Consider the following 22118-nt stretch of genomic DNA (forward strand, 5'->3'; position numbering starts at 1 on the left):
CAGCCACTGGCACTATCGCACCTTGTGTGTGCGGGTGGCCTGCAGGCGCCGGGCGACCGTAACCATCCGGAGAACCCAGTGCTTTTGTCTCTACAGGGAAGTTTCCCGCCCGCCATCCTGGCGCTCGCAGACGGCACGGTCTTTATCGGCAACTCGATTGGTGCCACCGGCACCACGGTCGGCGAAGTGGTGTTCAACACCGCCATCACCGGCTACCAGGAAATCCTCACCGACCCCAGCTACTGCCAGCAGATCGTGACGCTCACGTATCCGCACATCGGCAACTACGGCGTCAATGCGGAAGACATCGAAGCCGACAAGGTCCATGCCGCAGGCCTGATCATCAAAGACCTGCCCCTTCTGGCCAGCAACTTCCGATCCACGGAAACGCTTTCGCAGTACCTCGTGCGCGAAAAGACGGTGGCCATTGCCAACATCGACACCCGCAAGCTGACCCGCCTGCTGCGCACCCAGGGTGCCCAGAATGGCGCCATCGTGGGCCTGGCCGCAGGGCAGGTGGTGACGCAGGGACTCATCGATGAAGCCATTGCCAAAGCCAAGGCCGCCCCCAACATGGCCGGGCTGGATCTGGCCAAGGTGGTGACCACGGCATCGCGTTACGAGTGGACGCAGACCGAGTGGCAACTGGGTTCCGGCTACGGCGTTCTCGCGCAGCCCCGCTTCCATGTGGTGGCATACGACTTCGGTGTGAAGAAGAACATCCTGCGCATGCTGGCCGAACGTGGCTGCAAGGTCACCGTGGTGCCCGCACAAACGCCTGCCGCCGACGTGCTGGCCATGAATCCTGACGGGGTCTTCCTGTCCAACGGACCTGGCGATCCTGCGCCCTGCGACTACGCCATCGAAGCCACGCGCCAGATCATCGACGCGGGCGTGCCCACTTTCGGCATCTGCCTGGGCCACCAGATCATGGCCCTGGCCAGCGGCGCCACCACGTTCAAGATGGACAACAGCCACCATGGCGCCAACCACCCCGTGAAGGATCTGGACAACGGCCGCGTGAGCATCACCAGCCAGAACCACGGCTTTGCGGTGGATATGGCCTCGCTGCCTGCCACGCTGCGCGCCACGCACATCAGCCTGTTCGACGGCACGCTGCAAGGCCTGGCCCGCACCGACAAGCCTGCGTTCTGTTTCCAGGGCCACCCCGAAGCATCGCCCGGCCCGCACGACATCGCCTACCTGTTTGACCGCTTCACCGCGCTGATGGAGAAGAAATAATGCCAAAGCGCACAGACCTCAAATCGATCCTCATCATCGGCGCCGGCCCGATCATCATCGGCCAGGCCTGCGAGTTCGACTACTCCGGCGTACAGGCCTGCAAGGCCCTGCGCGAAGAAGGCTACAAGGTCATCCTGATCAACAGCAACCCTGCGACGATCATGACCGACCCGGCCACGGCCGACGTCACCTACATCGAGCCCATCACCTGGCAGACGGTCGAGAAGATCATCGCCAAGGAGCGCCCTGATGCCATCCTGCCCACCATGGGCGGCCAGACCGCGCTGAACTGCGCGCTGGACCTGTGGCGCAATGGCGTGCTCGACAAGTACAAGGTCGAGCTGATCGGCGCCACGCCCGAAGCCATCGACAAGGCCGAAGACCGCCTCAAGTTCAAGGATGCCATGACCAAGATCGGTCTGGGTTCCGCGCGCTCGGGCATTGCCCACAGCATGGACGAGGCCTGGGCAGTGCAGAAGAACGTGGGTTTCCCCACGGTGATCCGCCCCAGCTTCACGCTGGGTGGCACGGGCGGTGGCATTGCCTACAACCCCGAAGAGTTCGAGACCATCTGCAAGCGCGGCCTGGAAGCCTCGCCAACCAACGAGCTGCTGATCGAAGAATCGCTGCTCGGCTGGAAGGAATACGAGATGGAAGTGGTCCGCGACAAGGCGGACAACTGCATCATCATCTGCTCCATCGAGAATCTGGACCCGATGGGCGTGCACACCGGTGACTCCATCACCGTGGCCCCTGCGCAGACCTTGACCGACAAGGAGTACCAGATCATGCGCAACGCCTCGCTCGCGGTGCTGCGCGAGATCGGCGTGGACACGGGCGGCTCCAACGTGCAGTTCTCGGTGAACCCGAAGGACGGCCGCATGATCGTCATCGAGATGAACCCGCGCGTGTCGCGTTCGTCTGCGCTCGCGTCCAAGGCCACGGGCTTCCCGATTGCCAAGGTGGCCGCCAAACTGGCCGTGGGTTACACGCTGGATGAGCTGCGCAACGAAATCACGGGTGGCGCCACGCCCGCGTCGTTCGAGCCTTCGATCGACTACGTGGTCACCAAGATCCCGCGTTTCGCGTTCGAGAAGTTCCCCACGGCCGACAGCCGCCTGACCACACAGATGAAGTCGGTGGGCGAGGTGATGGCCATGGGCCGCACTTTCCAGGAATCCTTCCAGAAAGCCCTGCGTGGCCTGGAAGTGGGCGTGGACGGCATGAACGAGAAGACCCAGGACCGCGAAGTGCTCGAAAAGGAACTGGGCGAGCCCGGCCCCGAGCGCATCTGGTATGTGGGCGACGCGTTTGCCATGGGCCTGTCGGTGGACGAGGTGTACGACCTCACCAAGATCGACAAGTGGTTCCTGGTGCAGATCGAGGAGATCGTGAAGATCGAACTCGAACTCGACCAACTGGCCGCCGACAAGGGTGAAGGCGCATTGGCCGCCCTGGATGCGGACACGCTGCGCACGCTCAAGAAGAAGGGCTTCTCCGACCGCCGCCTGGCCAAGCTGCTCAAGACCACCGAGAAGTCGGTGCGCGAAGCACGCCGTGCCCTGAAGGTGCGCCCCGTTTACAAGCGCGTGGACACCTGCGCCGCCGAGTTTGCGACCAACACCGCCTACATGTACTCGACCTACGAGGAAGAGTGCGAGGCAGAGCCCACCGACAAGAAGAAGATCATGGTGCTGGGCGGTGGCCCCAACCGCATTGGCCAGGGCATCGAGTTCGACTACTGCTGCGTGCATGCTGCACTCGCCATGCGCGAGGATGGCTACGAAACCATCATGGTCAACTGCAACCCTGAAACGGTTTCGACGGACTACGACACCTCTGACCGCCTGTACTTCGAGCCGCTGACGCTGGAAGACGTGCTCGAAATCGTGGACAAGGAAAAGCCACACGGCGTGATCGTGCAGTACGGCGGCCAGACGCCGCTCAAGCTTGCGCTGGGCCTCGAAGCAGAAGGCGTGCCGATTATCGGCACCAGCCCCGACATGATCGACGCGGCCGAAGACCGCGAGCGCTTCCAGAAGCTGCTGGGCGACCTGGGCCTGCGCCAGCCGCCCAATGCTACGGCGCGTACCGAAGCGGAAGCCCTGGAAAAGGCAGCCACGCTGGGTTACCCCCTTGTGGTGCGTCCCAGCTACGTGCTGGGTGGCCGTGCGATGGAAATCGTGCACGAGCAGCGCGACCTGGAGCGCTACATGCGCGAGGCCGTGAAGGTGAGCAATGACTCGCCCGTGCTGCTGGACCGCTTCCTGAACGACGCCATTGAGTGCGATGTGGATTGCCTGCGCGACCCCGAAGGCAAGACCTTCATCGGCGGTGTGATGGAGCACATTGAGCAAGCCGGTGTGCATTCGGGCGACTCGGCCTGTTCGCTGCCGCCGTACTATCTCAAGCAAGCCACGGTCGACGAGCTCAAGCGCCAGTCGGCTGCCATGGCCGAAGGCCTGAACGTGGTGGGCCTGATGAACGTGCAGTTTGCCATTCAGGAAGTGGACGGCAAGGACGTGATCTACGTGCTGGAAGTGAACCCCCGCGCGTCGCGCACGGTGCCGTTTGTCTCCAAGGCCACCGGCATCCAGCTGGCCAAGGTGGCTGCGCGCTGCATGGCGGGCCAGTCGCTGGCTTCGCAGGGCATCACCAAGGAAGTGACGCCGCCTTACTTCAGCGTGAAGGAAGCTGTGTTCCCCTTCGTCAAGTTCCCTGGTGTGGACACCATCCTCGGCCCAGAGATGAAGTCCACCGGTGAAGTGATGGGCGTGGGCAAGACCTTTGGCGAAGCCTTTGTGAAGAGCCAGCTGGGCGCGGGCACCAAGCTGCCAACGTCGGGCAAGGTGTTCCTGACCGTCAAGAACAACGACAAGCCCCGCGCAGTAGACATCGCGCGTCAGCTGGTGGCGTTGGGCTTCGACCTGGTGGCGACCAAGGGCACTGCTGCAGCGATTGCCGAGGCGGGTGTTCCGGTGGTGGTGGTCAACAAGGTCACCGAAGGCCGCCCGCACATCGTGGACATGATCAAGAACAACGAGATCGTGATGGTGATCAACACCGTGGAAGAGCGTCGCAATGCGATTGCCGATTCGCGGGCGATCCGCACCTCGTCCTTGCTCGCCCGTGTGACGACTTTCACGACCATCTTTGGTGCTGAGGCGGCTGTGGAGGGCATGAAGTACCTCGACAAGCTCGACGTGTACTCGGTGCAGGAACTGCACGCCCAGTTGGCTGCTTGATCGTGGCCTGGGGGTGGCTTGCTGCCCGGTAAAAGCGGCATAATCTGCCCCTGACCAGACACCGCCGCGCGGCAACGTGCGGCGGTTTCCTTTTGTAGATTGCCGTTTCACACAGCCCGGCCCGTCCGGGGTGTGACATGGCGGCTGACCGGTGGAAGTGCATTGCGCTTTCACCGTTTTGATTTGTGGAGTCTCAACAAAATGGCCACTATTCCGATTACCAAACGCGGCGCTGAAAAGCTCAAGGAAGAGCTGCACCGTCTCAAGACCGTGGAGCGGCCCGCCGTGATCACGGCCATCGCTGAAGCGCGTGCGCAAGGCGATCTGAGTGAAAACGCCGACTACGACGCGGCCAAGGATCGCCAGGGCTTTATCGAAGGCCGCATTCAGGAGATCGAGGGCAAGCTCTCCGTGGCGCAAGTCATCGACCCCAGCGGTGTGGATGGCGGCGGCAAGGTGGTTTTTGGCGCTACGGTCGAGCTGGAGGATGAGGACTCTGGCGATACCGTGAAGTACCAGATCGTGGGTGAGGATGAGGCCGATCTGAAGCAGGGCCTGATCAATATCTCCAGCCCCATCGCGCGGGCGCTGATCGGCAAGGAAGAGGGCGACACCGCCGAAGTGCAGGCGCCCGGCGGCATCCGCCGCTACGAAGTGGTGGCCGTGAGCTACCTGTGAACGCCGCCGTGCAGCGCATGCGCCAACGTCTTCCAGCCCTGGTGGCTGCCCTCTGGTGGGGCAGTTTGACCACCATCGGCTTTCTGGTAGTGCCTCTGTTGTTTGCATACCTGCCGTCCCCCAGCATCGCTGGCAACATGGCGGCCCGGCTGTTTGCTGCGCAGACCTGGGTGGCCGTGTCATGTTGCCTGGTGCTGCTGTTGATTTCCCGGCCCAGGAACGCTGTAGCGCAATACCCGTGGGCGCAGGGTGCTATGCTTTTTGTACTGGGTGGCCTGCTGCTGGCATTGGTCAATCAGTACGGCGTGGCTCCTCGCATCGTGGCCCGGCAAGACCTGCGTCTGTGGCACAGCGTGGGGACGGTGATGTACATGCTGCAGTGGGGCTGTGCGCTGGCGGTGTTTTGGCACACCCTGCGCCAGGACGCGGTTTTGATCCAGCCTGTGGTGAATCCAGACAAAGTCTGAGTGGGCTGGCTGGAGCGGGTCAGGATAGCGGTCCAAGATCGCCGGTGCGCCGTAGTGCTGCTAACTCGGGAGTGGCCGAGCTGCTACTGACAAGGCCGCAATAGCAGCTTTCGGTGGGCCTACTCGTACCAGTGCTCCGCAACCCAGGTGGCGGGCCGGATGTAGCGAAAGCGCCGGTTGCGCCGACCGGCCAACGCATCGGGCGGGTTGCATTCACCGTGAAAAATCACGATCCGAGCCCCGGGGGGCACAAAGGGCGCCCTCCAGTAATTGGTGGGCCAGGCCGGGATGCCGTGATACTTGAAGCTCGGGCACCACTCCGCAGGCCAGTAGGCGAGCTTGCCCTGGCGGTGTAGGAAGTCCGACAAGTAGGCCTGTTCGTTACGGAACTGCGCACGAATCTCTGCAAAATGCCCCCGAAAGTGCTCCAGCACATCGGGGTGCGCGCCCAGCTCAAAGCGGTACACGGACGAATTGCCGGTGATGCGCCAGGGGCGCTTGTAATCGTGGATGATCAGGAATTCGCCGGGCTGGGTGAAGAAGTCGTCCAGCGATCCGGTGATCACCACGTCCACATCGAGGAATAGGGCCGTGCCTTTGAGGCCATGCAAGTCCTGGCTGAAAGTGGCCAGCTTGGTCCACCCCCTCTCGGGAATGCCGGGCGGCAGATCAAGTGGAGGTATGGGCAGGCATTGCACCTCGCTGCGTATGCCGGTGTTGTCATCCGTCAGGCAGACAAAGCGGAAGTCGCCGCTCAGGTGCCGACGGACCATGGCGTAAAGCCGGTTGACATACTCGGGGCCGTATTTCGTGCCCCATTTCATGCAGAGGATGTGGCGGACAGGCGCTGCGCCGACCGGGGCTGCAGGTGCTACCGCGCGGTTCATCAGTCTGCCTGGCGCTTTTTGATGGATTTTTGCTTGGGCTTGGCGCGCTTGATCTGACCACCCGAGGTCAGGCGCTGGTTGCCCAGCACACGCAATTGCTTGATTTCAGGGCGTTGGCCGCCCCGTTTGCTGAACTTGAGCACCTTGACGTCGCGCGGCCCGGGCATACGGTCTTCGTCTACCGCCTTGGCCTTGGCGGGGATGGGGCGCCAGAGTACCAGCAGCTTGCCAATGTGCTGCACCGGGGCGGCGTTGAGTTCTGCGGCAAGCTCCTGGTACATCAGTTCGCGCGCTGCGCGGTCGTCGCCGAAGACGCGGACCTTGATGAGCCCATGGGCATTGAGGGCAGCATCCACCTCTTTCTTGACGGCGGGAGTCAGGCCATCGCCGCCGATCAGGACCACGGGGTCCAGGTGGTGGGCATTGGCGCGTTGTTCCCGGCGCTCGGCGGGAGTCAGTTGAATTTGGGGCATGGGCCGTATTATCGAGGCTGAAAGAAAAAAGTAATGAAAGTCAACACTTGGAGACGGCAACGACACCGACAACGCATGTCACAGATAGTCCTTCAATACCGGGTACAGCCCGGTATTTTTTCGCCCGGCTCTTTCTGCACGCAAGCGGCGAACCACTATGAGGGACACCCCAAAATGACGCGCCGTTGCCGACTGCGTGGCGCCACCGTCAATCATGGCCAAAACGGCCAATTCCTGCTCTGGTGACAGCAGCTTAGGGCGCCCGAAGGTGACCCCCCGCTTGATTGCCGCCACTTGCCCGGCAACGGTTCTTTCCCGCGTAATCGACCGCTCAAGCTGCCCCACGGCGCCCAGTATCTGGATCATGAAGATACCCAACGGGCTGGACGTGTCTAGCGGCTCTGTCAGTGACTTAATCGCCGCCCCTGAAGCCTTAATCCTGTCAAGAATCGAGAGCAGGTCTTTGAGTGACCTAGCGATGCGATCCATCTTGTAAACCACCAGCACATCACCGGGCCGCAGTTGACCTAGCAACTTTTGAAGCTCAGGCCGAGGACCGACAGAGCTACCCTTTTCTTGCCGCACCTCCAACACGCCAGCCTTTGCCAGTGCATCCAGTTGCAAATGCGTTTCCTGATCCTTTGTAGACACGCGCGCGTAACCGATGAAAGCCATTCACTCCCTCCATAGAAGACCCTGCGTTTTCCAGTCCCTATTGGTGAGCGCGAACCTCAGCAGGGACCGAACGACGACCGCCTTGCTGCAGCCGTATTGGGATGCTAGGTCCTCGATAGTTTTACCAATCGGTAAAGAAATAGGCACATCAAGGCGCGCATGCTTTGAGCGAAATTTCGCCACGCGCTGAGAATCACTTGCAGGCTTTCGGCTGCGGCCGACGTTACCGGTAACGACACGCTGAACAGTGGAGGCGGCAGCCATATCCACCCCTCACCCTCTCGACGCGGCCACGGCCCGTTTTGAAGGCAACTCACCGTAGAGAACAAACCAGTCTTTCCACTTCGACAGGCGTTCAAGCACAACGGCGTGAACGTCCAGGAGACACGAGTAGGCGGCTTCCCATGCGGCCAGTGGTGTGGCGAAGTGGCCCATGTTGACGGGCTTGGGGACTTCAGGGGCGCCGAAGGCTGAATAGCGGTTTGAGAACGCCTCACCGTCACGGAATGCCTTGACGATGTACTTTGCGATGTAGGAGGCGATTTGGGCCGGGCTGCGCCTGCTGGATGCCTTGCGCCGGGCTATGTCGATATTGCCCTCACGTGCCCCCGTCACAGAGCGCCAGATTGAGCGGATGACGTTGAAGCTTTTGACCTTACAGGGCAGGCCGTGGGGGCCGGACTGGGTGAAGAAGGTGGGCACATTGGCGGTTGCGATGTGCCAATGGATGGCCCCGCGCTTTTGGGTTTCGTACACGGCTACCGCACGGAAATCGGGCATGACGCGGCGCAGGCGGCGCACGAACTCTTTGAGGTCCTTTTTGGCCTGCTTTACGCACTGTTCGTTTTGCCGGTAGGTGAGCGTTAGGAGGGTATCGGCGCCCATGGCTTTGCAGAGCTTGCGGACCTTTGCATTTGCCCGGTTTGCCGCGATCGTGAGGGACTTCTCGCGCAGCTCTTCGGCGTTGTCTTCGCGATGCTTGATGACCGTTTCGAGGTACATCTCAAGCGCCATGGGGGACCAATCAAGCTCTTCCCACTTTGTCGGGGCCACCCCCGTAACCTCGATATGGCCGTTGCCCAGATCATGGGCTTTGACGTTGATGCCATCGCCCATCTTGCCCTCAAAAGCAACAAGGGGGACGCCACTGCGGTGCATATCGAGCAGCTCAGCAGGCGTGAATTTGGCAGTAGGGCGGGTTTCGTCGAAAATGCGGATCATGTTGACCAGTCGTAGTGGTTGACATCACGAACCCCGGACAGTTGGCGCTGTTGCGGGGTTCACCTTTTTCAGGCGTCTATGCCTGATGTTCCAAAGTGTTTATGGGATAAATCTAGGCCGGGCTTCGCCCGGCCCCGCCGCCGCGCTTCGCTCGCGTCAGCGGGACCGGTGCGCAGGCATGCCACGCGGGGTTATCAAACAGATCCATTTGGATCAACAGGAGAGGGGCAGTAACGCGGGTACGGGCCGCACAACGGTTAACCATGGGGCCTGTCGCCCCATACCCCAACCCCCGAGCCTGCGGCGCGTGACTAATCGTCACTTCGGGGCCCCCGGTTTGTCTCTCAGAAACAGAGCGCATGCGGCACCTCACTGGGTCAGGCTGGAGCGCACCTGGGCATTACGCGCTGCAAGGCCCTGCGACCACTCGGACACCGGCTTGACGGGCTCAGGGCGTGCCGCTGGCATTGGCGCGGGCACTGTGCGCGGCGGCTCAGATTGGGCGGCTTGCTGGGCCGCTGGTGGGCTCTGCTGGGCCTGCTGTAGACGTGCTGCGCCGTGCCCTTGCCCCTGCTGATTCCAATCAACAAAGAAGCCATGGCGGACGATCTGACCGCACGTTGAAGCGGAGACACGGAGCAGAGTGCCCTGCTGTGTGTAGCAATCACACCTTGCCCCCATCTGGACACACGCCGCAGGGTATGGCGCTACGGTAGGCGCTGTGACCTGATCATAGGCAGGTGCGGTGTGCGGAAAGTCCGCCAGCCGGGGTTTGCGATGCTCGACATACTCCGAGACCGTCATTGGTGCCTGCCCCCTTGATGCTGCGGCCGCAGGCGCGGGTGCTGCGATCGCAGGGGCACCGAGCGCTGGTGACGCCGTTTGCTCCGTGGCGGGCTTCGCTGCAGAGAAGAACTGGTGGCCCACGTAGCCCGCCATGCCGACAGCAAGCAGCAGTGCGCCTACACCTTTCCAGACCTTTGCGGGAATGCCCTTCTTGCGCGTGTCCATGCTGGTGGATGTGTACCAGTCGTAAACCTCCCGAGGCCACTTGCGGCTGGTGACCTCACCATCCTTGCCTGAGCCATCCTTTTGCGGCTGATCCTTGACCGCCGACCACTTCAATTCATTGCTGGCGTCGCCCATCAACGACGCCTTGAAATGCCGATGCCAAGAGGGCGCGGCGATCAGACGACGCACGAAGCTATCGATGTTCAGAGGGTGCTGCGTAATGAAGAAGAAGTCAAACCCGCGTTTGCGGTTGTCCTGGGCGAGTGCGCCAATCCATGCGGGAGGCTGACCCGTTGCGCGTGTCGGCATGACCTTCTGGCATTCGTCAACGATGCAGATCGACCCATCCGGCAATTCTTCCCAGTTGGATGGCTCGAAAGGTTGCCAGCCGAAATCAAGCAGGGGTTGCTTTGCCTCGAAACCCCAGAAGAACACAGGGCGCCCGGTGCGCTCTTGGAGGTCACGCACATCCCGCAGCGTAAACAGCGTTTTGCCTGCGCCGTTGCCGCCTGTTGTCAGGTACAGATAGCCAAGCTGATAGCGAAGAGAGCGCCTCATTTCAGCACCCACTTTTTAACGGCGCCGCCGGTCAATCCTTGGAGGACCATGCGCGCAGACACAGCGCTGAGGATGATGGAGAGGAACTCACCGACGCCGAGCATGGAAAGCATGCCGACGACCTCAGGAGGCAGGGACGAGAACGACGATACAACGTTGTTCTTCGCCCAATCGAGGGTGGCGGAAAGGCCGGTGAAGGTGACAACGCTCAAGCCTAGCGATATGAGCACGCGACCCACCAACGTTCCGGCGATGTTGATCAAAGCGCCCATGAGCGCGGCGATAAATGCGGGCATGGCCTATCCCCTGAAAACAATGATGACCCAGAGCAGCGCGCCGAAGGCCAGAAGTGCCAACCTCAACGTGCCGAGCATTGGACAGATGTTGCTCAGCGGCAGCGTGATGCTTTGCCCCATGAGATCGGCCTGCACATCACCAATGCATGACCCGGCGCCCAGCATGTTTGCGTCGCTGTACATGCTTTGCCCAAAGGCGATGGTTTCGTTACCCGGGAGGTCGTCAGTGCGCTTGCCCGTCTTTCCCTTTTCCGCGTCGTAGAGGCGCGACTCTGGGGTTTGGTCGTCGAACAGCTTGCAGGCCCTGCGGTGTTGCTCTTGGGCCATCGCGCACTGGATGGCATCTCCTTCACACTGGAAGCCGCCGCCGCAGGAACCGGAGAAAGAAGAGCCTTTGTCGTCACCGTCACTGCAGAGCTTTGATTTAGGGTTCTCCTGGCAGAAACCGGGCTTGGAAGACGTTGAAGTCTCGGTAGTGGTGCTGGTGGAAGTGGCGCCCGTGCTGTTATTCCTGCGCGTCGTAGTCGTTGTAGTGGTGGTGGTGCACTTGTCGCCAACGCAGTTTGTAGAGCGGTCTACGCGCCGAGTGGTGGTCTCAGTGCCATCATTGGTCTCTGACTCGCTGGAGCCGCCATCCGCGCCACTATCGGGCACTTTGTTTATGCAGACATCGACGCCGTTCACGGTGCCTGTATAGCCGTTAGGGCACTTGTCCGGCTTGGGCGCAGGCTTCGGACTTTCGTTCGGGCCGATGGTGCAGGACTGGTCCACCGTGTTGGAATCCGGGGCCATGGAGATAGTGCCCTCAGAAATCGAATTGCCACCGCCGTAATCGAGATATGCGTCGCGGCTAAAAGTGACCTTGCAGCCCTTTGAAGGTGAGGACATGCCGCCGCCAGGGTTCTCTAGACATAGCTGCTGCCCGTGGGCGATGCTGCCTTGGAAACGGTAATTCTGGGTCAACACACCGCCCGGGAGCGTGCCTTGCACAGCAAGATTCCAGCAGGCGTCTTTGTCCTGGTTCGAGGTGGTGCATTGGCCGTTGGCTTCACGGTAGCCAGCATTGCAAGAGCAAGTGCCAGCGCCTGCGGGGCTGGAGTTTGCGGGGCAGACGGACCCGGCTGGAAGGCTTTGCACAGCATAGAAATAGTAGCCGCCAGACACGTTGGAACCAGTCTGCGCGATGCCATACAAGCACATCCCACTACCGTTGCCGGGATGGCCGGGCGGGCGAGTCTCAGGAGCGCAAGAGACGTTTTCCGCAGTGCAGCCGGGCGCGTTGTAAGTGGGCTGCGGATGAGGAGGACAACCAGACTCCGCAGGGATCAGTGCAAAGACGGTGGTGCACGCGAGCAGCGTACAAGCGGCGACGATCAGGCGGAGAAGATGAGCCACGCAGCCCCCAGAAACGCAACCATGACAATGAGGCCCATAACAGTTCCCTTGACGATGAGCGCACAGCGCGCGCATTGGCAAAGGCCCCCAGGTCTGCAGCCCCGGGGCGCTAGGCGGTTAGGCCCAGCGATCAGCGCATAGCGCCACGCACCCAGCGGAACACGTTGACGGCCACAGCGATCAGCAGGCGGGCATTGCCCAGCAGCACGACCGTTCCGATGGCAGCGGTCATATACGCGACCACATCGGTGACATCAGGCTGCGCAGGGGCAGCGGCGAAGGCCGGCGCAGAAGCCAAGGCCATCACCGCGGCACCGGTGGCAACGCGCTTGCCGTTCTTGACGTAGCGGGCACCGGCTTGTTTTGCACGGAGAAACAGGTTCATTGGTTACTCACTTTCTTTGGTTGAAGTTCCGTCAGAAAAGATGACCCGATAAAGCTCCCGGAACAGGAGCCCTACGGACCACACCGCGATGACGGCAATCGCGAGTTGGCCGCCCTGCTCAACGGTGAGATTGAGCAATGGCGTTGTTAATTCGACCTGCAGCGTTACGGTGCAGGCCGAGGCGCATTCGATAACGACAGGGTCAGCCATGGGCGCGATTGCGGGCGGCTGCGATGCGCTGGCGCTGGGCCATGCGGGCGTGCAGGCGGAGGGCCAGAACGTGCATGGAGCCAACCAGCAGTTGCCACAAAGCCGCGCCTATGAAGCCGCTGCAGATGCCGACGATGGCCAACCGCTGGGCTACGCGCACCAAGTCGATTTCCGGAGGCATTACGCGGCCTTAGGAGCCACAGGAGAAGGGGCCGCAGTGCGAGCAGGGGGCACGGGCGTCAGGCTGGTGAGAACGGCCACCACATCGCCCTTATCCGCGCCGTAGTCAGGCACGCGGAGGGCAAAGCCTGCGCGGAAGACACCGACCTTTGCGACGTCCACCAGTTCACGCGGAACGCGGAGACGGCCAACCGTTTCCAGCTCGCCGTCATCGTTGATCAGGGCCGTTCGGGCAATGTGGGAGACGTAGGGCTTGCCGGTGTCGGGGTTCAGCTTTTTGCTGAGTTCTTCGGAGACCTTGAGGATTTGGATAGTGCTGGTGAATGCCATGGTGTGCGCCTCTATTGGCTGTATTGATGAAGGTCCACATTGACCCAGGTGCTTCTGGCGGTAGGCCGGGCTGTTGATCACTGCACGCTGGCCGCTGGGTGTAAAGTGGCGAACCCCAAACCGGTGTACAAGTAAACCAAATTGGGGTATTTCGATAGTAACCCGAACTGGATTACACATGCAAGACCTGAAACGGATCAATTCGCTAATTGACAGCGCCCGGCTCTACTGCCCTGAAGGGAGTGACGCGACGGTGGCGGCCAAACTGGGCATAGGCTCTAAAGTTCTGAGCAACTGGAGAACGGGCCATAAGACCCCATCCCTCGAAGCGCAATGCGAGCTGGCAGCGATAGGAGGCGTAAGCGTGCCCACGACAGCACTCTTATCGATGATGGAAAACGCAGAAGGCTTGCGACAACGACGGTTTGCCGAGGCGCTAGAGCGTCAAATGGACCTAGAGGGAAACGCAAACCCAGTGCTGCGTGAGAGGATTCGGCAAATCACCATGAGCCACGAAATAGCATCCAGCACCATCGAGCGGCTTGCGCGAATCGATGAAACGCGTAAACCTAAGAACAAGAGCAGAGAAACGCTAGAGGCTGTGGTCGCACAACTGGACCCGACAGACGAAATCCAGGCGGGAGCAGCAAAGATGATCCAATCGATGCTGGACGCGTTCCCCCCAACCGAAGAAGCAGAGATGAAAGTCAAAACCCAGAGCAAGAAGGTCAACAAGGCGTGGCTGAACGACCACGTCAACGACACCTACGTCAAATTGGCGCAGAAAGAGGGATACCGCGCGCGCGCTGCCTACAAGCTCAAGGAAATTGACGAGCAGTTGGGCCTCATCAAGCCGGGTTACACCGTGGTGGATCTGGGTTCTACCCCGGGTGCATGGAGCCAATACCTGCGTCGGCGCTTGTCCCCCACCGGTGCGGCTGCGGGGCAGCTCAATGGCGCGATCATCGCGCTGGACATTCTGCCCATGGAGCCGATCGAGGGTGTAACGTACCTCAATGGCGATTTTCGTGAGCCCGATGTGCTGGAGCGCCTGGAGCAGGCGCTCGATGGCCGGGTGGTGGATGTGGTGGTGTCCGACATGGCGCCCAACCTTTCTGGCATCGGGTCGGCCGATGCGGCCCGTATTGCCCACCTGGTGGAGCTGGCGGTGGATTTTGCTTGCAACCATTTGAAACCGGACGGGGCGCTGGTCGTCAAGCTTTTCCACGGAAGCGGATACAACGATCTGGTGACCTTGTTCAAGCACACCTTCAAAGTGGTCAAACCGCTCAAACCCAAGGCCTCGCGCGACAAATCGTCAGAGACCTTTCTCGTGGGCATGGGGCTCAAGAAGGCGGCCTGAATTGGCTTGCCACCGGTCAAGAATTCGTGAAATTTGGCAGCAAAGCCCGCGCTGATCCCATGGCCGTCAGTGGGAATATGGGTGGCCCGGCGGCTTGAAAGACCTAAAATGCACCGCACATACGCCGTGACGGCAGTGTGTCCGTTTTCTGTTCCCCGCAACTGGAGCCCCGCTTGAACAATCAGTGGTTTTCAAAAATTGCCGTATGGCTGGTCATCGCCATGGTGCTGTTCACGGTGTTCAAACAGTTTGACACCCGCACTGGCGCCAGTGCCGGACATATCGGCTATTCCGAATTTCTTGACGAAGTCCGGAACAACCGCATCAAGAGCGCGACCATTCCCGAGGGGTTGAGCGGCGGTGAAATCGTGGCGATCACCACCGATGAGCGCAAGATCCGCACGAATGCCTCGGTGCTGGACCGGGGGCTGGTGGGCGACCTGCTCAACCACAACGTCAAATTCGACGTGAAGCCCCGCGAAGAAGGCTCGCTTCTCATGACCCTGTTGGTCAGCTGGGGCCCGATGCTGCTGCTGATTGGCGTGTGGGTGTACTTCATGCGCCAGATGCAGGGCGGCGGCAAGGGCGGGGCGTTCAGCTTCGGCAAGAGCAAGGCGCGCATGCTCGACGAGAACAACAACCAGGTCACGTTCGCGGACGTGGCAGGTTGCGACGAAGCCAAGGAAGAAGTCAAGGAAGTCGTGGACTTCCTGAAGGACCCGCAGAAGTTCCAGAAGCTCGGCGGCCGCATTCCGCGTGGCCTGCTGCTGGTGGGCCCTCCCGGTACCGGCAAGACCCTGCTGGCCAAGTCCATTGCAGGCGAAGCCAAGGTGCCGTTCTTCAGCATCTCGGGTTCGGACTTTGTGGAAATGTTCGTTGGCGTGGGTGCCGCCCGTGTGCGCGACATGTTCGACAACGCCAAGAAGAACGCCCCTTGCATCATTTTCATCGATGAAATCGACGCTGTGGGCCGCCAGCGTGGTGCCGGCCTGGGTGGTGGCAATGATGAGCGCGAGCAGACGCTGAACCAGATGCTGGTTGAGATGGACGGCTTCGAAACCAACTTGGGTGTGATCGTCGTGGCTGCCACCAACCGCCCTGACATCCTGGACGCGGCTCTTCTACGCCCCGGTCGTTTTGACCGCCAGGTGTATGTGACGCTGCCCGACATCCGTGGCCGCGAACAGATCCTGAACGTGCACATGCGCAAGATTCCGGTCGGTCAGGACGTAGCCCCTGCGATCATTGCCCGTGGCACGCCCGGCATGAGCGGCGCCGATCTGGCCAACCTGTGCAACGAGGCTGCGTTGATGGCGGCCCGCCGCAACGCCCGCACCGTGGAGATGCAGGACTTTGAGAAGGCCAAGGACAAGATCCTCATGGGCCCCGAGCGCAAGAGCATGGTCATGCCCGAGGAAGAGCGCCGCAACACGGCCTACCACGAGGCCGGCCACGCCCTGATTGGCAAGCTGCTGCCCAAGTGTGATCCGGTGCACAAGGTCACGATCATCCCCCGCGGCCGTGCCTTGGGCGTGACGATGAGCCTGCCCGAGCAGGACCGTTACAGCTATGACCGCGAATACATGCTCAACCAGATCAGCATGCTGTTCGGTGGCCGCATTGCCGAAGAAGTGTTCATGAACCAGATGACCACCGGTGCGAGCAACGACTTTGAGCGCGCCACGCACATCGCACGCGACATGGTGACCCGTTACGGCATGACTGCGGCCCTGGGGCCAATGGTCTATGCCGAAAACGAGGGTGAGGTCTTTCTGGGCCGTTCGGTCACCAAGACGACGAACATGAGCGAGCAGACCATGGAAAAGGTCGATAGCGAAGTGCGTCGCATCATCGACGAACAGTACAACCTGGCGCGTCGCCTGATCGAGGAGAACAGCGACAAGATGCACGCCATGGCCAAGGCCTTGCTCGAATGGGAAACCATTGATGCCGAGCAACTGGACGACATCATGGCGGGCAAGGAACCCCGTCCTCCTAAGGACTGGACGCCTCGCACCCCGCCCTCGGGTGGTGACAACTCCAGCGGCGGCACCCCTGCAGTGGCGGCAGATACCGCGCCCACGGCGGCTTGAGGGTTTGCCTGTTCAGCCGTTCCCACGGGGCCTTGTGCCCCGTTTTTCGTTGTGTTTGAGGCTGTTGCCTTTCTTCTCCTGCGCTTTCAGGTTCGGTCCATACGCGCCGTATCCACTGGCTCCACAGGCTCTCTTGTAGTGATTTCATGATCTGGCAAACATCCCGCTTTTCCATCGATCTGGAGCGGCCCAAGGTCATGGGCATCGTCAATGTGACCCCGGACTCCTTCTCCGATGGTGGGCGCCATGCCTCTACCATCGCAGCGTTGCGGCATTGCGAGCAATTGCTCAAGGACGGAGCCGATATCCTGGACATCGGGGGCGAGTCCACCCGCCCCGGCAGCCCGGCCGTGCCTCTGGACGAAGAGCTGGCCCGTGTGGTGCCGCTGGTGCGCGAGGCGGTGGCGCTGGGCGTTCCAATTTCGGTGGACACGTACAAACCTGCCGTCATGCGGGCGGTGCTGGACCTGGGAGCCGATATCGTCAACGACATCTGGGCCTTGCGGCAACCGGGGGCGGTGGCCGTGGTGGCTACCCACCCGCAATGTGGTGTGTGCCTGATGCACATGCACCGAGACCCCCAGACCATGCAAGCGACTCCCATGACGGGAGATGTGGTGCCGCAAGTGCTATCATTTTTAGAGCTGCATGCGCATAATCTGCAGGCCCAGGGGGTTAAAAAGGATCAAATTCTCCTGGACCCGGGCATCGGCTTCGGCAAAACGGTGGAGCAGAACTTCGCCTTGCTTGCTCGACAGCATGACCTGCTGGGGGCCGGTTATCCGCTGTTGGCGGGCTGGTCGCGCAAGTCGTCGTTGGGTGCCGTCGCGGGGCTGGATGTAGACCAGCGCATGGTGCCCAGTGTGGCTGCTGCGGTGCTCGCAGTAGAGCGGGGAGCTTCGGTGGTGCGCGTGCACGATGTGCGAGAGACGGTTGCTGCGCTGGCAGTGTGGTCGGCCATGCAGCGAGCGGGCTGAAGGGGCAGCGCGCGGGGTATTCATGAGGGCGGTCTTGGAGCCTGTTCACACTAACCAAACAGATGGGATGGCGTGCTGTCCCGCCAACAACTAGATCAACACGAGGAGACGCAGCAACATGACGCGCCAGTACTTTGGAACCGATGGCATCCGTGGCACGGTGGGGCAGCCACCCATTACGCCGGATTTTGTGTTGCGCCTGGCTCACGCAGTGGGGCGTGTCTTGCGGCAGACGGAAGAGCGCCCGACGGTGTTGATCGGCAAGGACACCCGAATTTCTGGCTACATGCTGGAGAGCGCACTGGAGTCCGGCTTCAATTCCGCAGGCGTGGATGTGGTGCTGCTCGGGCCTTTGCCAACACCCGGTGTGGCCTACCTGACCCGTGCACAGCGGGCCAGCCTGGGCGTGGTCATCAGTGCGAGCCACAACCCGTACCCCGACAACGGCATCAAGTTTTTCAGTGCGCAGGGCACCAAACTGTCCGACGCCTGGGAGCTCGCTGTCGAAGAGGCCCTGGCCCAGCCACCGGTGTGGGCCGACTCGGCCAGCTTGGGCAAGGCGCGGCGGCTGGACGATGCCGCAGGGCGCTACATCGAATTCTGCAAGAGCACCTTCCCGCAAGACCTAACCCTCAAGGGGCTGAAAATCGTGGTGGACGCTGCCCATGGGGCGGCCTATCAAGTGGCTCCCAAGGTGTTTCACGAACTGGGGGCCGAAGTCCTGTCGATCGGATGTGCCCCGGACGGCCTGAACATCAACCATGAGGTGGGTGCCACGCACCCGGACGCCCTGGTGCGCGCAGTGCGTGCCAACCGGGCCGACTACGGGATAGCGCTGGACGGCGATGCGGACCGACTGCAGGTTGTGGATGCCACGGGGCGCCTGTACAACGGCGACGAGTTGCTGTATCTGATGGCCTCCGATCGCATGGGCCGCGACGAGCATGTGCCCGGCGTGGTAGGCACCTTGATGACCAACATGGCGGTGGAGGTGGCTTTGCAGTCCCGTGGGGTGAAGTTCGTGCGTGCCAAGGTGGGGGACCGCTATGTCCTCGAAGAACTGGCACGCCATCGCTGGGTGCTTGGGGGCGAAGGCTCTGGCCACCTGCTGGCGCTGGACCGGCACACCACGGGCGATGGCCTGGTGAGCGCCTTGCAGGTGTTGCAGGCCTGTGTGCGCAGTGGCCAGACGCTGGCCCAATTGCTGGCCGGAGTCACGCTGTATCCCCAGGTGCTGCTCAATGTCCGCCTGGCCCCAGGCCAGGATTGGAAGTCGAACCGCTTGCTGGCGGATGCGACACAGGCTGTGGAGCGCGATCTGGGGGCTTCGGGCCGCGTGCTCATCCGTGCCAGTGGCACGGAGCCTTTGCTGCGCGTGATGGTGGAGGCCCGGGATGCTGAGATGGCGAGCTCCTGCGCGCAGCGGCTGGCCGATGCAGCCCGTGCGGGCTAAGCGGTTGTCTACTCTTGCACAGACCCCGGTGGGGCCGTTCTTCCCCATGCCAATCCTCAGGAGCGGTTTATGACGCCGGCCATAGACTCCGTGCCCCGCATCGCCGTGCGCGCGGTGGACTACGCCAACCCCCGCGATGCAGCCGCACTCGTGGATTTGCTGGACGGCTACGCGCGGGACGTGGCGGGCGGTGGCAAGCCCTTGGAGGCTGAGGTCAAGCAAGGGCTGGTCCAGGCGCTGCGCCAGCGGCAGCCCCAGGCGTTCAGCGTCATGGCCTGGGCCGAGGAGGAGGGGAGCGCCTCCGCGCCCTATGCCGGTGTGGCCGTGGGGCTAGTCAACTGCTTCGAAGGGTTCTCCACCTTTGCCTGCAAGCCCCTGGTCAATGTGCACGATGTGGTTGTGTTGCCGGCGTGGCGTGGCCATCGAATTGCGCAGCGCATGCTGCAAGAGGTCGAAACCCTGGCCCGGGGGCGCGGTGCCTGCAAGCTCACACTGGAGGTCCTGTCTGGCAACCGGGCGGCAATCCAGGCCTATGAGCGTGAAGGTTTTGCTGCCTACGCGCTGGACCCTCGGATGGGATCGGCGCAATTTTTTCAGAAGCTGCTGCGGGACTGAACGGGCGGCGGAGCCATCGCCCTGCCTGCTGAGGGCGCGGGCTCAGGCCAGGGCGTTCGCTGCGGAGGCCTGATGCAGGTGCTGGCGCATGAACACCTCCAGGTCCGCTGCAGGCAGTGGCGTGCTGAAGTGGTAGCCCTGGGCCTCATCGCATCCCTGAGCATGGAGGAAGGCCAACTGACCTTCCGTCTCGACGCCCTCGGCCGTGGTGCGGATGCCCAGCGCCTGCGCCATCCGGATGATGGCGCTCACGATGGCCCGGTCGTTGCTGTCGTTGCCCAGGTCGCGCACGAACGACTGGTCGATCTTGAGCTTGAATATCTGGAACCGCTTGAGTTGGCTCAGTGACGAGTAGCCGGTGCCAAAGTCATCCATGGACATGCGCACCCCTCTTGCATGCAACTGGTCCATGGTCGCTACGGCGGCATGTGGGTCGTCCACGGCCACCCCCTCGGTCAGTTCCAGCTCCAGTGAGTCGGGCGGAAGGTCAAACTCTGCCAGCATGCGGCTGACGAGTTCAGGCAACTGGGGCTGGCGGAACTGGATGGCGGAGAGGTTCACCGCCATCGTCAGCCCCGGGAAGCCGCAAGACCGCCAGGCCTTGAGCTGTGCGAGTGCTGTGCGCAGCACCCATTCCCCTATCTGCAGGATCTGCCCGCTGTCTTCGGCGATGGGGATGAACTCTGCGGGCGAGACCTGCCCGAGTTGTGGGTGTTGCCAGCGCAGCAAGGCCTCCACACTGCGGACATTGCCCGTGGCCAGGCTCATCTGGGGCTGGTAGTGCAGTCGGAACTGGTCGCGCTCCAGCGCACGGCGAAGGGCGTTTTCCAGCTGCAATGCGCGTACCGACTGGGCCTGCATTTCAGGAGTGAAGAAGCGGAATGTGTTGCGGCCATCCAGCTTGGCGCGGTACATCGCCACGTCGGCAGACTGGGTGAGCGTGTCGAAATCGCTCCCATCCTGCGGGAACAAGGCCACACCCATGGATGGCGCCATGGTCAGCTCGTGGTGGTCAATCTGGTAGTGCTGGCGTGATGCCTCTTGCAGCTTGCCTGCCACCCGGGCTGCCCCATGGGCATTGGCGCCTGGCAGCAGCAGGATGAACTCGTCCCCGCCGAGGCGTGCCACGGTGTCCTTTTCGCGCACCACAGCACGCAGCCGTTTGGCAATCTCGACCAGCAGGGCATCGCCCACGCGGTGCCCCAGCGAGTCGTTCACGTGCTTGAAATGGTCCAGGTCCAGGAAGATCACGGCCAGTGGCGTGTTGTGCTCCTGGGCCACCTGAATGGCCTGCTGGGCACGCTCGGCCAGCAGTGCGCGGTTGGGCAGGCCGGTGAGCGCATCGTAGTGGGCCAGCCAGTAGATGCGCTCCTGGTCGGCCTTGCGGTCGTTGATCTCGCGGTGCAGGTTGTCTACCGTTTCGCGCAGCTCTCGGGTGCGGTCCTGCACCTGCTGTTCCAGTTCCTCGTGGGCGCGGGCCAGCGCTGCCTGGGCCTGTTTGCGCTCGGTGATGTCCATCGTGATCCAGATGGAGCCCTGAGAGGGGTCGGCGGGATCGATGGACTTGCTGCGAACCTCGCAGATCACTGGCGTGCCGTCCTTGCGGCAGAGTTCCACCTCGCCTTCATAGGATTGACCGGATGCCAGGCCTGGATAGCAGCGGCGTCCCGCCTCCTCCCAGGCCTCGTCGCTGGCGTACCAGCGGCGCGACGAACTGCCCATGAGTTCGCCGGGCTGGAACCCCAGCATTTGCTCGAAATGGTCATTGCACCGGGTCAGGCGCCTGTCACGCAGAAACACAATGCCCACCATGGCACTGTCGAACAGCAGTTGCTTTTCGCGTTCAGCCGCGTTGAGGGCGGCCTGGGCGCGTTTTTGTTCGTCGATGTCGTCGAGGATCCAGATGGAGCCTTCGGAGGTGTCATGCGGATTGATGAGCCTGCCCGTGAGGCTGCCCCAAAAAAGGGTGCCGTCACGGCGGCGCAGCTGGCGTTCCACGCGGAAGGACTGTCCCTGTGCCAACACTGGGTAGGCCGAGCGACCCAGCTCGCGGAATGCTTCGCGGTCGGGGTAGAAGGCTTCAGTGTTGAGCCCGACCAGGCGCGCGGGGCTGGGGTAGCCAAAAATCTCCGCATATCGCTGGTTGCAGCGGACCACGCTGCGTTGGCGCAGGAAAACGATACCCACCCCTGCGCTGTCGAGCAGGATTTGTTGTTCACGCAGGGTGCGATGCAGTGGCGGATCAGTAGCTACTCCAGGACGCTGCAATTCCGGAGCGCTGTACAGCGGGGACATAGAGACCAGTACGGGCGGCAGGGCCAGACGGTGGCCTCAAAAAAATTTGTGCCAAAGTGTAGCAGTGCC

General features: G+C 61.9%; 21 protein-coding genes. 9 read left to right on the forward strand and 12 right to left on the reverse strand.

Going from position 1 to position 22118, the window contains the following annotated elements; all coding sequences use genetic code 11:
• Positions 1-78 precede the first annotated feature (78 nt).
• The 4 genes from carA (at position 79) to ACTPOI_RS25535 (ending at position 5632) form a co-directional block, all read left to right on the forward strand.
• Positions 79-1242 carry a glutamine-hydrolyzing carbamoyl-phosphate synthase small subunit gene (gene carA / locus ACTPOI_RS25520; RefSeq protein ID WP_094287855.1) on the forward strand — a complete coding sequence of 388 codons (1164 nt, stop codon included), beginning with the start codon at positions 79-81 and terminating at the stop codon, positions 1240-1242.
• Positions 1242-4487 carry a carbamoyl-phosphate synthase large subunit gene (gene carB, locus ACTPOI_RS25525; RefSeq protein ID WP_440114346.1) on the forward strand — a complete coding sequence of 1082 codons (3246 nt, stop codon included), beginning with the start codon at positions 1242-1244 and terminating at the stop codon, positions 4485-4487. Before carA ends, carB begins: the two co-directional genes overlap by 1 nt.
• A 201-nt stretch (positions 4488-4688) precedes the next feature.
• Positions 4689-5165, forward strand: a complete 477-nt coding sequence (greA, locus tag ACTPOI_RS25530) for a transcription elongation factor GreA (RefSeq protein WP_094287859.1) — start codon at positions 4689-4691, stop codon at positions 5163-5165.
• Between the two features lie 17 nt (positions 5166-5182).
• Positions 5183-5632 (forward strand): DUF4149 domain-containing protein, encoded by a 450-nt coding sequence (locus ACTPOI_RS25535; protein WP_440114350.1) that lies wholly within the window; start codon positions 5183-5185, stop codon positions 5630-5632.
• Positions 5633-5751: 119 nt separating this feature from the next.
• Here ACTPOI_RS25535 and ACTPOI_RS25540 read toward each other — a convergent pair whose 3' ends face one another.
• The 11 genes from ACTPOI_RS25540 to ACTPOI_RS25590 form a co-directional block, all read right to left on the reverse strand.
• Entirely contained in the window at positions 5752-6519 is a 768-nt protein-coding gene (locus ACTPOI_RS25540; RefSeq protein WP_440114353.1) for a glycosyltransferase, read from the reverse strand.
• Positions 6519-6992 (reverse strand): YhbY family RNA-binding protein, encoded by a 474-nt coding sequence (locus tag ACTPOI_RS25545; protein WP_094287868.1) that lies wholly within the window; start codon positions 6990-6992, stop codon positions 6519-6521. Before ACTPOI_RS25545 ends, ACTPOI_RS25540 begins: the two co-directional genes overlap by 1 nt.
• A gap of 78 nt (positions 6993-7070) precedes the next feature.
• A complete protein-coding gene (locus ACTPOI_RS25550) occupies positions 7071-7667 on the reverse strand; it encodes a recombinase family protein (RefSeq protein ID WP_440114357.1) in 597 nt (198 codons plus the stop codon).
• 273 nt (positions 7668-7940) lie between these two features.
• Positions 7941-8888, reverse strand: coding sequence for a rolling circle replication-associated protein (locus tag ACTPOI_RS25555; RefSeq protein ID WP_440114364.1), 948 nt, complete (start codon positions 8886-8888; stop codon positions 7941-7943).
• Positions 8889-9257: 369 nt separating this feature from the next.
• A complete protein-coding gene (locus ACTPOI_RS25560) occupies positions 9258-10457 on the reverse strand; it encodes a zonular occludens toxin domain-containing protein (RefSeq protein ID WP_440114367.1) in 1200 nt (399 codons plus the stop codon).
• Complete coding sequence (locus tag ACTPOI_RS25565; protein WP_440114370.1) at positions 10454-10753, reverse strand: DUF2523 domain-containing protein; 300 nt, start codon at positions 10751-10753, stop codon at positions 10454-10456. The genes ACTPOI_RS25560 and ACTPOI_RS25565 overlap by 4 nt, the downstream gene beginning before the upstream one ends.
• A 3-nt stretch (positions 10754-10756) precedes the next feature.
• Positions 10757-11743: a hypothetical protein gene (locus ACTPOI_RS25570; RefSeq protein ID WP_440114373.1), complete on the reverse strand. Its 987-nt coding sequence runs from the start codon at positions 11741-11743 to the stop codon at positions 10757-10759.
• A 535-nt stretch (positions 11744-12278) separates the two neighbouring features.
• Entirely contained in the window at positions 12279-12533 is a 255-nt protein-coding gene (locus ACTPOI_RS25575; RefSeq protein WP_440114376.1) for a major capsid protein, read from the reverse strand.
• Between the two features lie 3 nt (positions 12534-12536).
• Entirely contained in the window at positions 12537-12743 is a 207-nt protein-coding gene (locus ACTPOI_RS25580) for a hypothetical protein (protein ID WP_252659394.1), read from the reverse strand.
• Complete coding sequence (locus tag ACTPOI_RS25585) at positions 12736-12924, reverse strand: hypothetical protein (RefSeq protein ID WP_440114379.1); 189 nt, start codon at positions 12922-12924, stop codon at positions 12736-12738. Before ACTPOI_RS25585 ends, ACTPOI_RS25580 begins: the two co-directional genes overlap by 8 nt.
• The gene (locus tag ACTPOI_RS25590; RefSeq protein WP_440114382.1) at positions 12924-13253 is read right to left on the reverse strand and encodes a hypothetical protein; all 330 of its coding nucleotides are present in this window, start codon (positions 13251-13253) and stop codon (positions 12924-12926) included. The genes ACTPOI_RS25585 and ACTPOI_RS25590 overlap by 1 nt, the downstream gene beginning before the upstream one ends.
• A gap of 700 nt (positions 13254-13953) precedes the next feature.
• Here ACTPOI_RS25590 and ACTPOI_RS25595 point away from each other — a divergent pair.
• From ACTPOI_RS25595 to ACTPOI_RS25615, 5 genes are all read left to right on the forward strand, one after another.
• Positions 13954-14616 (forward strand): RlmE family RNA methyltransferase, encoded by a 663-nt coding sequence (locus ACTPOI_RS25595; protein WP_094287870.1) that lies wholly within the window; start codon positions 13954-13956, stop codon positions 14614-14616.
• A gap of 173 nt (positions 14617-14789) precedes the next feature.
• A complete protein-coding gene (gene ftsH, locus ACTPOI_RS25600; protein WP_094287872.1) occupies positions 14790-16709 on the forward strand; it encodes an ATP-dependent zinc metalloprotease FtsH in 1920 nt (639 codons plus the stop codon).
• A 146-nt stretch (positions 16710-16855) separates the two neighbouring features.
• On the forward strand, positions 16856-17686 hold the full coding sequence (gene folP / locus ACTPOI_RS25605; protein WP_440114386.1) for a dihydropteroate synthase: 831 nt from the start codon (positions 16856-16858) through the stop codon (positions 17684-17686).
• A gap of 118 nt (positions 17687-17804) precedes the next feature.
• A complete protein-coding gene (glmM, locus tag ACTPOI_RS25610) occupies positions 17805-19139 on the forward strand; it encodes a phosphoglucosamine mutase (protein ID WP_094287876.1) in 1335 nt (444 codons plus the stop codon).
• Positions 19140-19208: 69 nt separating this feature from the next.
• Positions 19209-19754 (forward strand): GNAT family N-acetyltransferase, encoded by a 546-nt coding sequence (locus ACTPOI_RS25615; protein WP_440114390.1) that lies wholly within the window; start codon positions 19209-19211, stop codon positions 19752-19754.
• A 42-nt stretch (positions 19755-19796) separates the two neighbouring features.
• Here ACTPOI_RS25615 and ACTPOI_RS25620 read toward each other — a convergent pair whose 3' ends face one another.
• On the reverse strand, positions 19797-22049 hold the full coding sequence (locus ACTPOI_RS25620; protein ID WP_252658277.1) for a sensor domain-containing protein: 2253 nt from the start codon (positions 22047-22049) through the stop codon (positions 19797-19799).
• Between the last annotated feature and the right edge of the window lie 69 nt (positions 22050-22118).

It is taken from the genome of Acidovorax sp. BL-A-41-H1, from assembly GCF_051942715.1.